This is a genomic window from Curtobacterium sp. RM9, from assembly GCF_054956955.1.
Genome location: NZ_CM143271.1, coordinates 748,131 through 763,839 on the forward strand (window position 1 = coordinate 748,131; position 15,709 = coordinate 763,839).

15 protein-coding genes and 1 pseudogene are annotated in these 15,709 nt (G+C 73.0%); 11 read left to right on the plus strand and 5 right to left on the minus strand.

Annotation, left to right across the window (positions count from 1 at the left end; all coding sequences use genetic code 11):
* The first annotated feature begins 76 nt into the window (after nucleotides 1-76).
* The 7 genes from ACY3FI_RS03620 (at nucleotide 77) to ACY3FI_RS03650 (ending at nucleotide 6,505) form a co-directional block, all read left to right on the plus strand.
* Nucleotides 77-235, plus strand: a complete 159-nt coding sequence (locus ACY3FI_RS03620; RefSeq protein WP_462549384.1) for a hypothetical protein — start codon at nucleotides 77-79, stop codon at nucleotides 233-235.
* Entirely contained in the window at nucleotides 232-2,106 is a 1,875-nt protein-coding gene (locus ACY3FI_RS03625; RefSeq protein ID WP_462549385.1) for an alpha/beta hydrolase, read from the plus strand. Before ACY3FI_RS03620 ends, ACY3FI_RS03625 begins: the two co-directional genes overlap by 4 nt.
* Nucleotides 2,107-2,201: 95 nt before the next feature.
* The gene (locus ACY3FI_RS03630; RefSeq protein ID WP_462549386.1) at nucleotides 2,202-2,609 is read left to right on the plus strand and encodes a hypothetical protein; all 408 of its coding nucleotides are present in this window, start codon (nucleotides 2,202-2,204) and stop codon (nucleotides 2,607-2,609) included.
* A gap of 106 nt (nucleotides 2,610-2,715) precedes the next feature.
* Nucleotides 2,716-3,132 carry a hypothetical protein gene (locus ACY3FI_RS03635; RefSeq protein WP_462549388.1) on the plus strand — a complete coding sequence of 139 codons (417 nt, stop codon included), beginning with the start codon at nucleotides 2,716-2,718 and terminating at the stop codon, nucleotides 3,130-3,132.
* A 112-nt stretch (nucleotides 3,133-3,244) separates the two neighbouring features.
* Nucleotides 3,245-4,672, plus strand: a complete 1,428-nt coding sequence (gene glmU / locus ACY3FI_RS03640) for a bifunctional UDP-N-acetylglucosamine diphosphorylase/glucosamine-1-phosphate N-acetyltransferase GlmU (RefSeq protein WP_462549389.1) — start codon at nucleotides 3,245-3,247, stop codon at nucleotides 4,670-4,672.
* Nucleotides 4,673-4,727: 55 nt separating this feature from the next.
* Nucleotides 4,728-5,705, plus strand: a complete 978-nt coding sequence (locus ACY3FI_RS03645) for a ribose-phosphate diphosphokinase (RefSeq protein ID WP_462549390.1) — start codon at nucleotides 4,728-4,730, stop codon at nucleotides 5,703-5,705.
* Between the two features lie 23 nt (nucleotides 5,706-5,728).
* Entirely contained in the window at nucleotides 5,729-6,505 is a 777-nt protein-coding gene (locus tag ACY3FI_RS03650) for a putative protein N(5)-glutamine methyltransferase (RefSeq protein ID WP_462549391.1), read from the plus strand.
* Nucleotides 6,506-6,587: 82 nt separating this feature from the next.
* On the opposite strand, the gene ACY3FI_RS03655 is transcribed toward ACY3FI_RS03650, so the two are convergent.
* A complete protein-coding gene (locus ACY3FI_RS03655) occupies nucleotides 6,588-8,192 on the minus strand; it encodes a molybdopterin-dependent oxidoreductase (RefSeq protein ID WP_462549392.1) in 1,605 nt (534 codons plus the stop codon).
* 194 nt (nucleotides 8,193-8,386) lie between these two features.
* Here ACY3FI_RS03655 and ACY3FI_RS03660 point away from each other — a divergent pair, with 194 nt between their 5' ends.
* Complete coding sequence (locus ACY3FI_RS03660; protein ID WP_462549393.1) at nucleotides 8,387-9,013, plus strand: hypothetical protein; 627 nt, start codon at nucleotides 8,387-8,389, stop codon at nucleotides 9,011-9,013.
* Nucleotides 9,014-9,090: 77 nt separating this feature from the next.
* Here the strand turns inward: ACY3FI_RS03660 and gnd are convergent, their stop codons facing one another.
* On the minus strand, nucleotides 9,091-10,548 hold the full coding sequence (gene gnd / locus ACY3FI_RS03665; protein ID WP_462549394.1) for an NADP-dependent phosphogluconate dehydrogenase: 1,458 nt from the start codon (nucleotides 10,546-10,548) through the stop codon (nucleotides 9,091-9,093).
* A gap of 112 nt (nucleotides 10,549-10,660) precedes the next feature.
* Between gnd and ACY3FI_RS03670 the strand changes: the two genes are divergently transcribed.
* Nucleotides 10,661-11,200, plus strand: a complete 540-nt coding sequence (locus tag ACY3FI_RS03670) for a gluconokinase (protein ID WP_462549395.1) — start codon at nucleotides 10,661-10,663, stop codon at nucleotides 11,198-11,200.
* On the opposite strand, the gene ACY3FI_RS03675 is transcribed toward ACY3FI_RS03670, so the two are convergent.
* The gene (locus tag ACY3FI_RS03675) at nucleotides 11,187-11,444 is read right to left on the minus strand and encodes an SHOCT domain-containing protein (protein WP_462549396.1); all 258 of its coding nucleotides are present in this window, start codon (nucleotides 11,442-11,444) and stop codon (nucleotides 11,187-11,189) included. The genes ACY3FI_RS03670 and ACY3FI_RS03675 overlap by 14 nt on opposite strands.
* A gap of 214 nt (nucleotides 11,445-11,658) precedes the next feature.
* On the opposite strand from ACY3FI_RS03675, the gene ACY3FI_RS03680 reads away from it, so the two are divergent.
* Both ACY3FI_RS03680 and ACY3FI_RS03685 read left to right on the plus strand, forming a co-directional pair.
* Nucleotides 11,659-12,954, plus strand: a complete 1,296-nt coding sequence (locus tag ACY3FI_RS03680) for a sensor histidine kinase (RefSeq protein ID WP_462549397.1) — start codon at nucleotides 11,659-11,661, stop codon at nucleotides 12,952-12,954.
* Nucleotides 12,951-13,655, plus strand: a complete 705-nt coding sequence (locus ACY3FI_RS03685) for a response regulator (protein ID WP_462549398.1) — start codon at nucleotides 12,951-12,953, stop codon at nucleotides 13,653-13,655. Before ACY3FI_RS03680 ends, ACY3FI_RS03685 begins: the two co-directional genes overlap by 4 nt.
* Before the next feature lie 33 nt (nucleotides 13,656-13,688).
* Here ACY3FI_RS03685 and ACY3FI_RS03690 read toward each other — a convergent pair.
* Together ACY3FI_RS03690 and uxaC are read right to left on the minus strand one after the other, a co-directional pair.
* A pseudogene (locus tag ACY3FI_RS03690) lies at nucleotides 13,689-14,171 on the minus strand (class I SAM-dependent methyltransferase); the annotation flags it as partial.
* Nucleotides 14,172-14,263: 92 nt separating this feature from the next.
* Nucleotides 14,264-15,703 carry a glucuronate isomerase gene (gene uxaC, locus ACY3FI_RS03695; RefSeq protein WP_462549399.1) on the minus strand — a complete coding sequence of 480 codons (1,440 nt, stop codon included), beginning with the start codon at nucleotides 15,701-15,703 and terminating at the stop codon, nucleotides 14,264-14,266.
* Nucleotides 15,704-15,709: the final 6 nt, after the last annotated feature.

The window sequence follows — 15,709 nt, forward strand, 5'->3', positions numbered from 1 at the left end:
GGGTGCGGCGTCGTCGCTGCGTTCGGCCGACACGGGCTGTCTCGGACGCGCCGCGGTCGTCGCCGCAGGCAGCGAGTTGGCACGCGCGCACAGCGGCATGACGGAGGCGGTGACGACGTCGCTCGAGAGCGCCGTCACGTACCCCGACCGCGTGATGGAACAGCTCGAGGCGGCGGACGGCTCGCTGGCGAAGGCCCTCGACGGCATCCAGCCCGGCGGGGGCGGCCACCGGTGAGCGGCGAGGAGCCGGACGCCGGCGACCCGGCGGGCATCTCGGCGCTCGCGACGACCTGGCACGACCACGCGGACGCCCTGCAGCGGGCCCGAGACCACGTCGCCCGGTCGGCGACCTACGCCGCCCCGCCGACCTGGGACGGTACCGCCCAACGCGCCTTCGTGGCGCTGCTCGACGAGCTCGCCCCCGCCTTCTCGACGCTCGTCGGTCAGCTCGACGCTGCCGGGGACGCCTTCGACCAGTACGCGTCCGACGTCCAGCGGATCAGCGACGACGCCGACGACCTCCGCCGACTCCAGCAGGCCAACGGCAACGTCCTCGCGTCGCGCTCGCGGTCCCTGCCCGGACTCGAACGAGCAGCCCGTGCCGACGGGGCGACCGAGGCCGACCAGCGCGGCCTCGCCGAGGCGCAGCACGCGCTCGCCGACGCACACGCCCAGGCCGCCGCCCACGACGCCCGGTGGCAGCAGCTCGAGGACGAGCGCGCGACCGCGGACGCCGCCCTGCTCCGCGTGATCACCGGGACCACGACGCTCGGTCGGCTCGCGACGGTCGCCGGGACCTCCGGCGCGACGTCGGACGCCGATCTCGCGGCGCAGCTGCGGGGACTGACCCCGACGGAGCTCGGGGCGCTGCTCGCCCTCGACCCGACGATCGAGGAGCGGATCGCGGCGATGGGGCCGGAGCAGGCCGCCGCCTTCTGGAACGCGCTCGGCGACGACACGGCGGACGGTCACTCACCCGCGCAGGACACGCTCGTCGCGCTCGCCCCTGCCGTGATCGGGAACCTCGGCGGCGTCCCCGGCTGGGCGCGCGACCGCGCCAACCGAGTCCAGCTCGCCGCTGCGCTCACCGCGGCCCGGAAGGAGTTCTGGGCCGCGGAGGACGCCGCAGCCGGGAACCGGCGGAACGACCCGGCCGTCCAGGACCGGCTCGACCGAGCGACGACCGACGTCGAGGCGTACGAGAACATCCTCCAGACGCTGGCGAAGACGCCGAAGCAGGGCGATCCGCCTCCGCGCATGCTGCTGACCCTCGCCACGGACCACCACCCTCCGCTCGCGGCGGTGTCGGTCGGTGACGTCGACACGGCGGAGAACGTGACCTACATGGTGCCCGGGATGGGGACGACCACGAAGGACACCAGCGGCTGGACCACCGCGGCGCAGAACCTCTGGTCGACACAGGAGCTGTCGAACGCCGACGGTACCTCGCACGCCGTCGTCGCGTGGATGAACTACGAGGCCCCGCCGGTGCCCCCCGCGTCGCTCGGGGTGCTGCACGGCGACGCCGCCCGCGCCGGTGCGGACCGGCTCGCCGGCGACCTCCTCGGGTTCCAGGCCGCGCGGTCGGACGGGCCGACCCTCAACGTGGTCGGCCACTCCTACGGCACCACGACCGCGGCGAACGCGTTGCACGACCGTGGGGTGCACGTCGACACGTTCGTGAGCGTCGCCTCGGCCGGCATCGAGCGGTCCGTGCACGGCGCGAGCGACCTGTCGGCGGACCACGTCTACGCCGGACAGGGGACCGACGGCATCCCGTTCACCGGCGACGCGCGCGACGACTGGGCCGGGACCGGCCGCATGCTCAGCGGACGACAGGACCCGATGCAGCCGTCGTTCGGTGCGCAGACCTTCGGGACCAACGGCGGCTCGGAGTCCGACGGGGCCGGCGTCACCACGCACGACCCGATCGGCTACCGTGGCGACGAGGGGTACTTCAACATGAACACCGAGTCGCTGCGCAACGTCTCGCGCGCCACGTTCGACGGCGGACGCGGGCTGACACCGGCGGACAGTGCGGAGCCGACCGTCATGGACGACTGGGCGAACACGCCCGGCGGCCCGAGCCTCGGAGGACGACGATGACCGCGAAGCACACCCTCGTGGCAGCCGCCGTCGTCCTGGTGGTCGCGGGGCTGCCCGGGTGTGCCGGGACACCCCCAGGAGCAGGAGAGACGACGATGACGACAGCACCATCGGTCGAGCACCAGGGCGACGCCGCCGAGGCGTTCGTCACGTCCACGATGAGCACCTCCGGAGTGGCCTGGACGGCCTCGGACGACGCCTCGTGGACGCAGGACTGCGTGCTCGACGGCGGCGACCGCGGCGCGCTCGTGAACCTCACCCGCGTGGGTGGCGGCCTCGCCGACCCCGAGTCCGTCCGCCAGCAGGTCGGCAAGGCCTGGGAGCAGGACGGGTTGCGGGTCACGTACTCCGAGGACACGTACAACGACGGCAGCGCCCGGTACGTCGTCCGTGGTGTCGGCGGACCCGTGTCGAGCATCGAGTTCGGCGTCGGGGCACACCGCAGCACGATCTCCGCCGTGTCGCACTGCGGCACCGGCGACGCCGCGGCGGACGCGGGCTGACGACACGGTGGAGCGACGGCTCTGGTGTGCGTCCGCCGGGCTCGCCCTCGCCCTGGCGCTGACGCTCGCCGCGTGTTCGTCCGGTTCGCCGACAGGAGGCACTTCCGTGGCGAGCACACCGGACACTCCGACGGTCCAGCAGCAACGCGACCTCGCGTCCGTGTACGTGGGATCGACGACGAGGATCTCGGGAGTCGCGTGGGACGAGTCGCAGGCGAACGAGTACGCCCAGGAGTGCCGGCTCGACGACGGTACCTCGGGGGCGATCGTCAACCTGACCCGGATCGGGGCAGGGGTGACCGATCCGCAGGCGGCGGTGCGGGCCGTCGGCCGAGCGTGGAAAGCGGACGGACTGAGCGTCCGGTACTCCGAGTCATCGCTCAACGACGGGAGCAGGCAGTTCGTCGTCACGGGCGCGGGCGGCGATGTCGAACGCATCCAGTTCGGGGTGGCGACCGCCCGTGGTTCGCTCGCCGCCGTGTCGCACTGCGGCACCGGCGACGCCGCGGCGGACGCGGGCTGACGGCCGGGAGGCGCGGAGCGCCTCCGCCCCGTCCGCTGCGGTCCTCCGCACGGTTCCCCCACGGACCGTGGCCGGTTCGGCCACGTCGTCCCGCGTGGGCCAGGATGGAGCCATGACCGACCAGCGCATCGCCGTCGTCGTCCTCGCCGCCGGGCAGGGCACGCGCATGAAGTCGTCCACCCCGAAGGTGCTGCACCGCCTCGCCGGCCTGCCCCTGCTGGCGCACGTGCTGCGGACGGCCTCCTCGCTCGAGCCGGAGCACGTCGCGGTCGTCGTGCGCCACGAGCGCGAGCGCGTCGCCGCCGAGGTCGTCGAGCGTGCGCCGGACGCCATCGTGGTGGACCAGGACGACGTGCCCGGCACCGGGCGTGCGGTCGAGGTCGCGGTGCAGGCGCTGCCGGCCGACTTCCACGGCTCGGTCGTGGTGCTCTCCGGCGACGTGCCGCTGCTCGACACGGCGTCCCTGCGTCTCCTCGTGAACGCGCACGCCGGCAAGGCCGTGACCCTCGTGAGCGCGATCGCCCCCGACCCCACCGGGCTCGGCCGGGTCGTCCGCGACGCCGACGGTGCCTTCGTGCGGGTCGTCGAGCACAAGGATGCCACCGACGAGCAGCGCGCGATCACCGAGGCGAACGCCGGCATCTACGCCTTCGACGTGACCCACCTGCGTGCCGTGCTGCCGTCGCTCACCACGGCCAACGCGCAGGGCGAGAAGTACATCACCGACGTGCCGGCGCTCATCGCCGAACGGGGCGGGGCGATCGACGTCGTCACCCTCACCGACCCGTGGCTCGTCGCCGGCATCAACGACCGGGCACAGCTCTCCGACGCCGCGCGGGAGCTCAACGCCCGCATCGTCCGCCGTCACCAACTCGCCGGCGTCACGGTGCAGGACCCGGCGACCACCTGGATCGACGTCGACGTCACGATCGAACCGGACGCCGAGGTCCTGCCCGGCACGCAGCTCGTCGGTGCCACGGCGATCGCCGCCGGTGCCGTCGTCGGTCCGGACACCACCCTCCGCGACACCGAGGTCGGTGCCGGAGCGGTCGTGAACCGCGTCGACGCCACCCTCGCGGTCATCGGCGAAGGTGCGTCGGTCGGCCCGTTCGCGTACCTCCGGCCGGGCACGATCCTCGGCGACGGCGGCAAGATCGGGACCTTCGTCGAGACGAAGAACGCCGTGATCGGCCGTGGCAGCAAGGTGCCGCACCTGTCCTACATCGGCGACGCCGAGGTCGGCGAGGACTCGAACATCGGCGCGAACACGATCACCGCGAACTACGACGGCGTGCACAAGCACCGCACCGAGGTCGGGTCGAACGTCCGCACCGGGTCGCACAACGTGTTCGTCGCCCCGGTTAGGATTGGTGACGGGGCGTACACCGGCGCGGGTACGACCGTCCGCAAGGACGTACCGGCCGGGTCGCTGGCGATCAGCTACGCCCCGCAGCGCAACACCGACGGATGGGTCGAGGAACACCGACCCGGTTCGCCGGCGGCCGAGGCGGCTCGGCGCGCGCACGGCGAACAGATCTGACGGCGGTCGGGTCGATCGAAACGGCCCCGAGCGGGTCAGGGAGTGAGCACCGCACTTGTCCGGAATCAAGACGACCGGCCAGAAACGACTCGTCCTCGTGTCAGGGCGAGCTCATCCGGCACTCTCTGCTGAGATCGCCGAGGAGCTCGGCGTCGACCTCGTCCCGACGGACGCCCGGACCTTCGCGAACGGCGAGCTCTACGCCCGCTTCGACGAGTCGGTCCGCGGGTGCGACGCCTTCGTCATCCAGTCGCACACGGCGCCGATCAACGAGTGGCTCATGGAGCAGCTCATCATCGTCGACGCGCTGAAGCGTGCCTCGGCGAAGCGCATCACGGTCGTGGCGCCGTTCTACCCCTACGCCCGGCAGGACAAGAAGGGCCGCGGGCGCGAGCCGATCTCGGCCCGGCTCGTCGCCGACCTGTTCAAGGCCGCCGGCGCGCACCGCATCATGAGCGTCGACCTGCACGCCGCGCAGATCCAGGGCTTCTTCGACGGCCCCGTGGACCACCTCTTCGCGATGCCGGTCCTGCTCGAGCGCTTCCAGCAGATCCTCGACCCCTCGACCCTGACCGTCGTCTCGCCGGACATGGGCCGCGTGCGCGTCGCCGACATCTGGTCGGAGAAGCTCGGCGCCCCGCTGGCCATCATCCACAAGCGTCGCGACCCCCTCGTGCCGAACCAGGTCTCCGTCCACGAGATCGTCGGCGACGTCTCCGGTCGGGTCTGTCTGCTCGTCGACGACCTCATCGACACCGGCCGCACCATCGCGAAGGCCGCCGAGGCACTCAAGAACGCCGGCGCGACGGGTGTCGTCGTCGCCGCGACGCACGCCGTGTTCTCCGACCCGGCGACCGAGCTGCTGCAGAGCGAGTTCATCGACCGCGTCGTGGTCACCGACACGTTGCCGCTGCCGGAGGACAAGCGCTGGGACCGCCTCGAGGTCCTGCCGATCGCGCCGCTCATCGCCCGCGCGATCCACGAGGTCTTCGACGACGGCTCGGTCACCTCGATGTTCGACGGCGCAGCCTGACGACACCCGACACCGTGTCCTCCGTGCACCCGGCGCGCGCCGCGCTCGCGTCGCGCCTCCGGGCTGCCGGCAGCGTGTTCGCCGAGGACGAGGCCGACCTCCTGCTCGACGCCGGTGCGGGCGACCCGAGCCGTCTCCGGTCGCTCGTGCAGCGTCGGCTGGCCGGGGAGCCGCTCGAGTACGTCCTCGGGTGGGCGGCGTTCGACGGGCACCGGGTCCGGGTGACGTCCGGGGTGTTCGTGCCCCGTGTCCGTACGACCGTGGTCGTCGCGCAGGCCGCACGTCGGTTGCAGCGCTACGACCGCGTCGTCGACCTCTGCTGCGGCGCTGGCGCGATCTCCGTGGCGCTGCTCGGCCGCGTCGGGGCGCTCGACCTCGTCGCGGCGGACGTCGACCCGGACGCGGTCGAGGTCGCTGCGGAGAACATCGGCGACCGCGGCATCGTCGTCGCGGGTGACCTCTTCGCGCCGCTGCCCGACCGGTTCCGCGGTGGCGTCGACGTCATCGCGGCGAACGCGCCCTACGTCCCGACGACGGCGATCGCGACGATGCCCGCCGAGGCGCGTGAGCACGAGCACCGGGTGGCGCTCGACGGCGGCGCCGACGGGCTCGACCTGCACCGTCGCATCGCGGCCGGAGCGGCGGACTGGGTGCGGCCGGGCGGAGCGGTCGTCATCGAGGTGTCCGCGGAGCAGTCCGAGGCATCGGCGGCGCTCTTCGCCGATGCCGGGTTCGACACCGAGGTGGTGTCCGCGCCCGAGGTCGACGGCACCTGCGTCGTGGCGGTCCGGCCGGCCTGAGCGGTCGGCACCCGCCGGTGTCGCGCGGACGCTCGCTCGCCGCGCCGTTCGTCGCAGTCGCAGTCGCTGGCGACGCGTCCGGTCAGTCCGCCTGCACCGTCACCTCGTGCCAGCCGGTCGCCCCGTTCGGAGCCGGGGGTCGCTCGACGCTCGTCTGCACCTCGCCCTCGGCGCTCGTCGCACGCACCTGGATCCGGTGCGAGCCCTTCGTGGGCGTCCACCGGTACACCCACTGACGCCAGGTGTCGGCGGAGACCGAGTCGGCCAGGGTCGCGTCCTGCCAGGCGCCGTCGTCGACCCGCACCTGCACGCCCTTCACCCCGACGTGCGGCTGCCAGGCGACGCCCGCGACCGCGACGGTGCTGCCCGCCCGCACGGTCGAGCCGGCGCGAGGGGTGTCGATCCGGGACTCGAGCTTCACCGGTCCGCGTTCCGACCATCCGCGCGGCGTCCAGTAGCCCTGCGCGTCGGCGAAGCGTGTGACCTCGAGATCGGTGACCCACTTCGTCGCCGAGACGTACCCGAACAGGCCCGGCACGACCATCCGGACCGGGAAGCCGTGCTCGGCCGGGAGCGGTTCGCCGTTCATCCCGACGGCCAGGAGCGCCGCCGTGCCGGGGTCCTGCAGCACGTCGAGCGGCGTCCCCGCGGTGAAGCCGTCGACGCTCCGGGAGAGCACCATGTCGGCACCCGCTCGCGGCTCGGCCCGGGCCAGCAGCTCGCGGATCGGGTAGCCGAGCCACAGCGCGGTGCCGATGAGGTCGCCGCCGACCTCGTTCGAGACGCAGCTCAGCGTCGCGTGGTGCTCGACGAGCGGCAGGGCGAGCAACTCGTCCCACGTCAGCTCGACCTCGTTCCGGACGGCGCCGTGGATCCGGAGCCGCCAGGTCGCCGGGTCGACCGCGGGCACGCGCAACGCGGTGTCGATGCGGTAGAAGTCGGCGTTCGGCGTGACGTAGGGGGTCACCCCGGTGACGTCGAGCGACGCGCCGGCCGGGACCGCCGGTGCGGCCGTCGCCGCGCGGGGGAGCCGGACCGCCCGTCGAGCGGCAGCCGCGGCCTGCATCGCCGAGGACCCCACCCGGGAGGCGGTGCCCACCACGATCGCGAGGCCCGCCGCCGCAGCGCCCCAGACCAGGAACGCGCGGCGCTCCGCCGACGCCGGTCGTGGTGCCGCGGAGGGGACGGCCGAGGCCGCCTCCCACCGTCGGAGCCGGCGGGCGAGGACCCGGAGGACGAGGACCGCGGCCGCGACGCCGAGCACCGAGGGTGCGCCGTCCCACATGCCGCTGCCGGAACGGGTCGTCACCGCGAGGAGCGAGAGCACGCCGCCGACGGCGAAGACCAGCGCGCCGAAGGGCGGTCGTGCCCGTTCGAGGATCCCGGCAGCCGCGCTGACGACGGCGACGACGACGCCCATGAGGACGAACAGCGCGAGCTTGTCCCCGGTGCCGAAGAGGCTGACCATGAGGTCCTTCGCGCCGCGCGGTGCGAGGTCGATGACGGCCGAGCCGACCGCGACGAGTGGGCTGCCCGCACCGCCGAGGACGAGCGCGCCGAGCTCGGCCGCGGCGAAGAACGACGCGCCCGCGACGAGCCCGCACGCGGCCGCCCACAGCACCGGGCCCCGACCGGCGTCGACGGGGCTCGGGGTCGGGGGAGCGTCGGTGGACGGAGCGGTGGTCACGAGCCGAGCGTAGGTCCGTCGCGCCGGGGACGGGCTGACAACGTGGACATCTGTGGGAGAGGGCACCGGTTCGACGGTCGTTCACCGCCGGTGGTGAGCCGATGGGCCGGTGGACGTGCGAGGATCGGGACGTGCCGAGGCGTCCAGACCGTGTCCCTCGGTTCGACCCTGCCCGACGGCACCACCGCCGGCCGATGAGCGGCACCGCTCGGCTCATGGTGCTCCGCTGGGTGATCGTCGGCGTCTGGATCGCACTCCTCACCGCACGCGTGGTCGTCGTCGCGACGACCCCGGACGCCGACCTCACGGCGTTCGGCGTCGCCGAGGCTGCCGCGGTCACCCTCGGCATCACCGTGATCGTGGTCGCCGTCGTCCGCGCTCGCTCGATCCGGCGTCGTCGCGAGGACGATGCCCTCGCCCTGGCGATCCGCAGGATCGACCCGACCGTCTGGCTCGTCCCCGCGGCGCCGACCCCCGAGCTCCGGGCCTCGGTCGAGGAAGCGCGTCCGGACGCGACGCTCGGGCAGCGCGTCACCTGGGCCTTCGGAGCGACCGAGGCATCCCTGTGGGAACTCGAGGAGCGACGGGCGACCCGGCTGCTCGTGATCCGGTGGAGCCGGATGGTGCACGTCGGACTCGAGGACGTGCACGGCGACGGGCGGTCGTGGGCGGTGGCGATGCACTACGTCCGGCCCGACGACTCCACGGCCGTCGCGACCTTCTTCGTCCGGTCGGCGCCGGGGTCGCGTCGGATGCTGGGGCGGGGGCCGCGGTTGGAGCGGCTCGTCGCGGACCTGGCGCGGGAGCGCATCGTCGCCTGACGGCGGCGCCGACGCCACGACCGACGTGACGAGGGCCTCGCCGATCGGCGAGACCCTCGTGCCGTTCGACCTCCGCCCTAGTGGGTGGACGGCTCCTGCTCGACCTCACGACGACCCTCGTCGGACCAGAGCGTGTGGAACGTGCCGTCCTTGTCGATGCGCTGGTACGTGTGCGCCCCGAAGAAGTCCCGCTGCCCCTGGATGAGCGCGGCCGGCAGCCGGTCGGAGGCGAGCGCGTCGAAGTACGCCAGCGCGGACGAGAACCCCGGCGCGGGGATGCCCGACGCCGCGGCGATCCCGACGATGCGCCGCCACGCGGCCTCGCCCTCGGCGACGGCCTTCGCGAAGTACGGGTCGACCAGCAGCGACTCGAGCGAGGGGTCCTCGTCGTACGCCTCGACGATGCGGTTGAGGAACTGGGCGCGGATGATGCAGCCGCCCCGCCAGATCTTCGCGACGGCACCGAGGTCGATGTCCCAGTCGTACTCCTTCGCCCCGGCGATGATGAGGTCGAACCCCTGCGCGTAGGCGACCACCTTCGACGCGTACAGCGCGGCGCGGACGTCGTCCTCGAACGTGTCGGGGACGTCGACCACCTCCGGTCGGCTCTGCACCGAGCGCTGCACGGCGGCGCGCTGCGACGGCTTCGAGGACACCGCCCGGGCGAAGACCGCTTCGCCGATGCCGGAGACGGGGATGCCGAGTCCGACTGCGTTCTGCACGGTCCACACCCCGGTGCCCTTGGACCCGGCCTCGTCGCGGATGACGTCGACGAGCGGCTTGCCGGTGTCGGCGTCCTGCTGCTTGAGGACCTCGCCGGTGATCTCGATCAGGTACGACTCGAGGTCGCCCTCGTTCCACTTCTCGTAGATCTGCACGAGTTCGTCGACCGAGTGGCCGCCGGCGCGGCGGAGCAGGTCGTAGGACTCCGCGATGAGCTGCATGTCCGCGTACTCGATGCCGTTGTGGACCATCTTGACGAAGTGACCGGCGCCGTCGGTGCCGATATGCGTCACGCAGGGCTCACCCTCGGCGACCGCCGCGATCGACTTCAGGATCGGGCCGAGGGTCTCCCACGCCTCGTCCGATCCGCCGGGCATGATCGACGGGCCGTTCAGTGCACCCTCCTCGCCACCCGAGATCCCGGTGCCGACGAAGTTCAGGCCCTTCTCGCGCAGGTCGTGCTCACGCCGGATGGTGTCGTGGAAGTTGGCGTTCCCGCCGTCGACGATGATGTCGCCCTCCTCGAAGCGCTCAGCGAGCTGCTCGATCACGGCGTCGGTGCCCGTGCCGGCCTGCACCATGATGATCGCGGTGCGCGGCTTCGACAGCGACGCGACGAAGCCGTCGATGTCCTCGGACGCGATGAAGCCTGCGTCGCCGTGCTCCCGCATCAGCTCCTCGGTCCGCGCGTAGGTGCGGTTGTAGACCGCGACCGTGTTGCCCTCACGCGACGCGAGGTTCCGCGCGAGGTTCGATCCCATCACCGCGAGGCCGATGACCCCGATGTTCGCCTGTCCGTCGTTCTCCGCCACGTTGGTCTCCTTCGTCCTGACGTCCTCCTTGCAACCTACGAGCCGGAGCCTGGGGTCGCACGGCTGTTCCACCGCCTGGGGACGCCTTCTGGACGGCCCGTACTGTGGAGGGATGACCGACCAGGACGTCCTCCCGCCCGTGCTCGTGATGGGGGTCTCCGGCTCCGGCAAGTCGACGATCGGCCAGGCGCTCGCCGATGCCCTCGCCGACCAGGGGCAACCGACGGTGTTCGTCGACGCCGACGACCTGCACCCCACCGCCAACAAGGAGAAGATGCGGCAGGGTGTGCCGCTGACGGACGAGGACCGCTGGCCGTGGCTGGACGCGTGTGCCGCCCGCATCGCGGAGGTGCAGGGCTCCGGGCGCCGGTGTGTGATGGCGAACTCGGCGCTGAAGCGCGTCTACCGCGACCGCCTGCGCCGGGCGGCTCCTGACCTGGTCATCGCCTTCCTCGACGGGTCGCACGACCGCATCGCCCAGCGGCAGGCGCACCGGCACCACGAGTACATGCCGTCGTCGCTGCTCGACTCGCAGTTCGCGACGCTGGAGCGGCCGCAGCCGGACGAGACCGCCGTCGCGGTGTCGATCGAGGGATCGGTCGACGACACCGTGGCGACGATCACGTCGGCGCTGTCGGTCACTTCCGGCTGAGCTCCGACAGCCGCGAGCGGTACTCGTCCGCGTCGATGTCACCGCGGGCGAAGCGGTCCGCGAGCACGGACCGGGCATCCGACCGTGCACGCCAGCTGCCCCGGCGGAGGACGCCGAACACGACGAAGACCACCAGGAACGCGAAGAAGAAGAACGCCGGGAAGACGAAGAACGGGAAGCCGCCGCCGTGGTGCCAGTAGGGGCCGGTGGCCGTGGCGGCGGTGAGCATGGTCGTGGTGAGCACGAGGACCTCCTGGGTCGGTTTCGGTGCCGCTGTCGCGGCGGTCCAAGACTCCGGCCTGGAGGCGCGACGCGCGTCCGCCGTGGAGCCTCACTTCCGCCTGCTCCCGCGGTCGTGGTGCACCGCCTCCTCGACAGTGAGGTACTCCCGGGGGAGTAGTCCACAGGTCGTGCTCGTGCCCGATGTCCCCTGCCTCGCGCGACCCTAGGCTCGCTGCATGGCCTCCTCCGCACTCGTCACCGAACCGGTGACCGCCGACGACCGCTGGCGCGGCCGCCGTCGGTTCGCCCGGGTCGGCCGGGTGCTCCCGGTGGCGTTCCTGCAGATCGTCGGCACCGTCGTGGCGTCCCGCTTCGCGACCGTGCCGGGCGGTACCGGCGCGGTCGGCGGTCCGCCGTGGGCACGGCACGCGCTCGGCGGGGCGGTCGACCCCGTGCTGCTCGGTCCGCTCGCGATCGCGCTGCTCGTGGCGGGCGTCGTCGTGCTCCCGTGGCGGTGGCGCTGGCCCCGCGCGGTGCTGGTCGTCACCCTCGCCACCACCGTCGGGTACGCCCTGGTCGTGAGTCCGCGCGGACCCTTCGTCGCGGCCCTGACCATGGCGATGGCGAACGCCTGGCTCCGAGGCCACCGCAGGTGGGTCGCCGGGGCGGCCGGTCTCGCCGTCGCGGTCCTCCCCACCGCGGACTTCCAACTCGGACGGTCCTCGGTGCTCGACCTCAGCGCCGGCCTGCTGTGCATCGCGTGGGTCACGGTCACGATCGCGGTGTCCGAGCTCGCCCGGGTCCGACTCGAACGGGTCGCCGAGCGGCGTCGGCAGCGGGCCGAGGCCGACCGGCGCCGTGCCGCCGACGAGCGGGTCCGGATCGCCCGGGAACTGCACGACTCGGTCGCCCACAGCATGTCCCTCATCAACCTGCAGGCCGGCGTCGCCCTCCACCTGGGAGCCGAGCTGCCGGACCGCACCCGGGAGTCCCTCGCGAGCATCCGCGACTCGAGCCGGGACGCCCTCGTCGAACTCCGCACGATCCTCGGCGTGCTGCGGTCGGTCGACGGCGCCGCGGACGGTGCGAGGTCCGAGCGGACGCCGACCGCCGGGCTCGACCGGGTCGCCGACCTCGTCGCGCGTGCGCGAGCCGCCGGCGTCGACGTCCGCCTGGCGATCGACGGCGACCCGACCTCGGTGCACGGCGTCGCCGACCGGAACGCCTTCCGCATCGTGCAGGAGTCCGTGACCAACGTGATGAAGCACGCCCCCGGGCACCGAGCCAGCGTGACCATCGCGATCGGACCGGACGTGGTCGACCTGCTGGTCGAGGACCACCCCGCTCGATCTGACCCGACCCGCGTCCCGTCGACCGAACCCCTCGGGTCGACGGGCAACGGGATCATCGGGATGCGTGAACGTGCGAACGCCGTCGACGGCGCCCTGACCGCCGGGCCGACGACCGACGGCGGTTGGCGGGTCGCTGCTCGTCTCCCGCTGCTCGGCACCGAACCGGAGGACCCCCGATGACCGCTGACCCGACCGCCGCCGATGCCGTTCGCGGGCCGATCCGCGTCCTCCTCGTCGATGACCAGGTCCTCGTCCGCGCCGGACTCCGGGCGCTCGTCGACGCCGAACCGGGGATGACGGTCGTCGGCGAGGCCGGCGACGGCGATGCCGCGGTCGAGGTCGCTCGACGGGAACACCCCGACGTCGTGCTCATGGACATCCGGATGCCGGGCACGGACGGCCTCGCGGCGACGCAACGGATCTCGGCCGACCCCGACCTCGTCGACGTGCACGTGGTCATCCTCACCACCTTCGAGGAGGACGACCACGTGTTCGAGGCGATCCGCGGCGGTGCGGCCGGCTTCCTCGTGAAGGACACCGAGCCCGCCGAGCTCCTCCGGGCCGTCCGGACCGTGGTCGCCGGCGATTCGCTCCTCTCACCCGGCGCCACCCGCTCCCTGGTGGAGGCCTTCGCCACGCATGCCAAACCCGCGTCCCTCGCCCCTGCGCTCGACGTCCTGACCGACCGGGAACGCCAGGTCATGCAGCTCGTCGCCGCCGGTCTCACGAACGCCGAGATCGCCGAGCGACTCTTCATCAGCCCGATGACGACGAAGACCCACGTCTCCCGAGCGATGATCAAGCTCGGAGCCCGCGACCGGGCCCAGCTCGTGGTCTTCGCCTACGAGACGGGTCTCGTCACCCCAGGGTGGCAGCCGTGACCGCCTCACTGCTCACTCCACCCGCACCTGGTGTCACCCTCGACACCGTGCCCGACGTCTCGGCGGCACTCGACCGCTCGTCGGAGCGTCCGACCGCTCGCCCCGGTCCGGCCCCCGCACCGCGCTGATCGCCGCGTGCGGCCGTGCCCCGGGATCGCTGCGCCGCACGACGTCGTGCACGACGAAGCCCGCGTCCGTCAGCCGCGCGGCCAGCACCTCGACGGGCCAGCGCCACGCGGTGGTGACGGCGTGGTCGAACGGTTCCTGCGTCGCACCGTCGAAGAACCCGACGAGCAACCCGCCGCCGGGCCGGAGCACCCGACGGAACTCCGCGAGGGCGGCGGGGACCTCCTCGGGGTCGTGGTGCACGAGCGAGTACCAGGCGAGCACCCCGTCGACGCTCCCGGTGCGCAGTCCGGTCCGTTCGAGCGCGCCGACGCGGAACTCGGCGGCGGGTTCGGCCGAGCGGGCGATCGCGACGAACCGCGGAACGGCGTCGAGTCCGACCACGTCGTGCCCGCGTCGGGCGCCCGTACGCCTCGGTCACCCGTCCACCCATGGGGCCGACGGTACCGGCCCGCCCCGCGCGCCCCGCGGACCAGGCCGCGCTACAGCTTGAACGTCGCCCGCGGGATGTCCGACACGATCCGCCGGGCCGTGTGCACCGCGTCCTCCTCGGACAGCTGGTGCGTCACCACGAGCGACGCCAGGTACGCCGCGTCGACGCGTCGTGCCATGTCGTGTCGCGCGGGGATGGAGCAGTACGCCCGGGTGTCGTCGATGAAGCCGGAGGTCTTCGTGAACCCGGCCGAGTCGGTGACCGCGGCCCGGTACCGGCCGATCGCCGCCGGGGTGTCGATGAACCACCACGGCGCACCCGCGTACACAGCCGGGTAGAAGCCCGCGAGCGGCCCGATCTCCCGCGAGAACACGGTCTCGTCGACGGTGAAGAGCACGAGGTGGAACCCCGGGGCGGTGCCGAACGCCTCGAGCAGTGGTCGCAGCGGCTCGGTGAAGGCCGCGACCGCGGGCAGGTCGTGCCCGGTGTCCGGTCCGAACCGCTCGAGCGTGGGGGTGTGGTGGTTCCGGATCACCCCGGGGTGGAGCTGCATGACGAGGCCGTCCTCGACGCTCATCTCGGCCCACCGGTAGAGCATGTCGTGGCGGTACGCGACGGCTTCCGCCGCGGTGACGCCCGACGGCCCCTGCAACGCCGCCGTGTGGATGCGCGCACGCTCGGCCGCGGACAGCGGGGTCGATCCCGCGTCGAGCACGCCCGTGTCGGTGGCGGTGGCCCCGTGGTCGATGAAGTGGCGGCGACGGGCGCGGAGGGCCGCGAGCAGGCCGTCGTGGGTGCCCGTCTCGATGCCCGCCGCCTCGCCGATCGACGCGACCACGTTCCTCCAGTCCGGCCGTGACGGGTCGAACACGGCGTCCGCGCGGAAGGTGGGGAGCACCCGGCCGGTGAAGGTCGGGTCGGCGGCGAGGCGCGCGTGTGCGACGAGGTCGGCGGTGGGGTCGTCGGTGGTGGCGAGCACCTCGATGCCGAAGGCGTCGAACAGGGCGCGCGGACGGAACGCCGGCGCCGCGAGCTGCGCAGCGATCCGCTCGTACTGCTCGTCCGCGTTCGCGGCCGACGGCTGCTCCGTCAGCCCGAAGACGTCGTGCAGCTCCGTCTCGAACCAGTACCGCACGGGTGTGCCGGCGAAGTCGTCCCAGTGGGCGGCCAACTGCCGCCAGATGCCCAGCCCTGGAGGCGCGGGGTGCGTCCCCGACCGGTCGGGGCGTCCCAGCGCCTCCAGTCCGACACCGTTCGCGTGCAGGAGCCGCAGGACGTAGTGGTCCGGCGTGATGAGCAGCGCGGCAGGGTCGGGGAACGGCTGGTCGTCCGCGATGAGGGCCGCGTCGACGTGCCCGTGCGGGGAGATGATCGGCACGTCGGCGACGGCCTGGTAGACGGTCCGGGCGACGGCTCGTGCCCCGGGGTCGGCAGGGAACAGTCGATCGGGGTGCGGGGCGAGCGGGGTGGCGGTGCTGGTGCGGGTCATCGTCGA

Excerpts from the sequence above, each read along its gene's own strand:
- ACY3FI_RS03630 (WP_462549386.1), top strand. The coding sequence starts at position 2,202 with ATGACGACAGCACCATCGGTCGAGCACCAGGGCGACGCCGCCGAGGCG.
- glmU (WP_462549389.1), top strand. The coding sequence starts at position 3,245 with ATGACCGACCAGCGCATCGCCGTCGTCGTCCTCGCCGCCGGGCAGGGC.
- ACY3FI_RS03660 (WP_462549393.1), top strand. The coding sequence starts at position 8,387 with ATGAGCGGCACCGCTCGGCTCATGGTGCTCCGCTGGGTGATCGTCGGC.
- ACY3FI_RS03670 (WP_462549395.1), top strand. The coding sequence starts at position 10,661 with ATGACCGACCAGGACGTCCTCCCGCCCGTGCTCGTGATGGGGGTCTCC.
- ACY3FI_RS03680 (WP_462549397.1), top strand. The coding sequence starts at position 11,659 with ATGGCCTCCTCCGCACTCGTCACCGAACCGGTGACCGCCGACGACCGC.
- ACY3FI_RS03685 (WP_462549398.1), top strand. The coding sequence starts at position 12,951 with ATGACCGCTGACCCGACCGCCGCCGATGCCGTTCGCGGGCCGATCCGC.
- uxaC (WP_462549399.1), bottom strand. The coding sequence starts at position 15,703 with ATGACCCGCACCAGCACCGCCACCCCGCTCGCCCCGCACCCCGATCGA.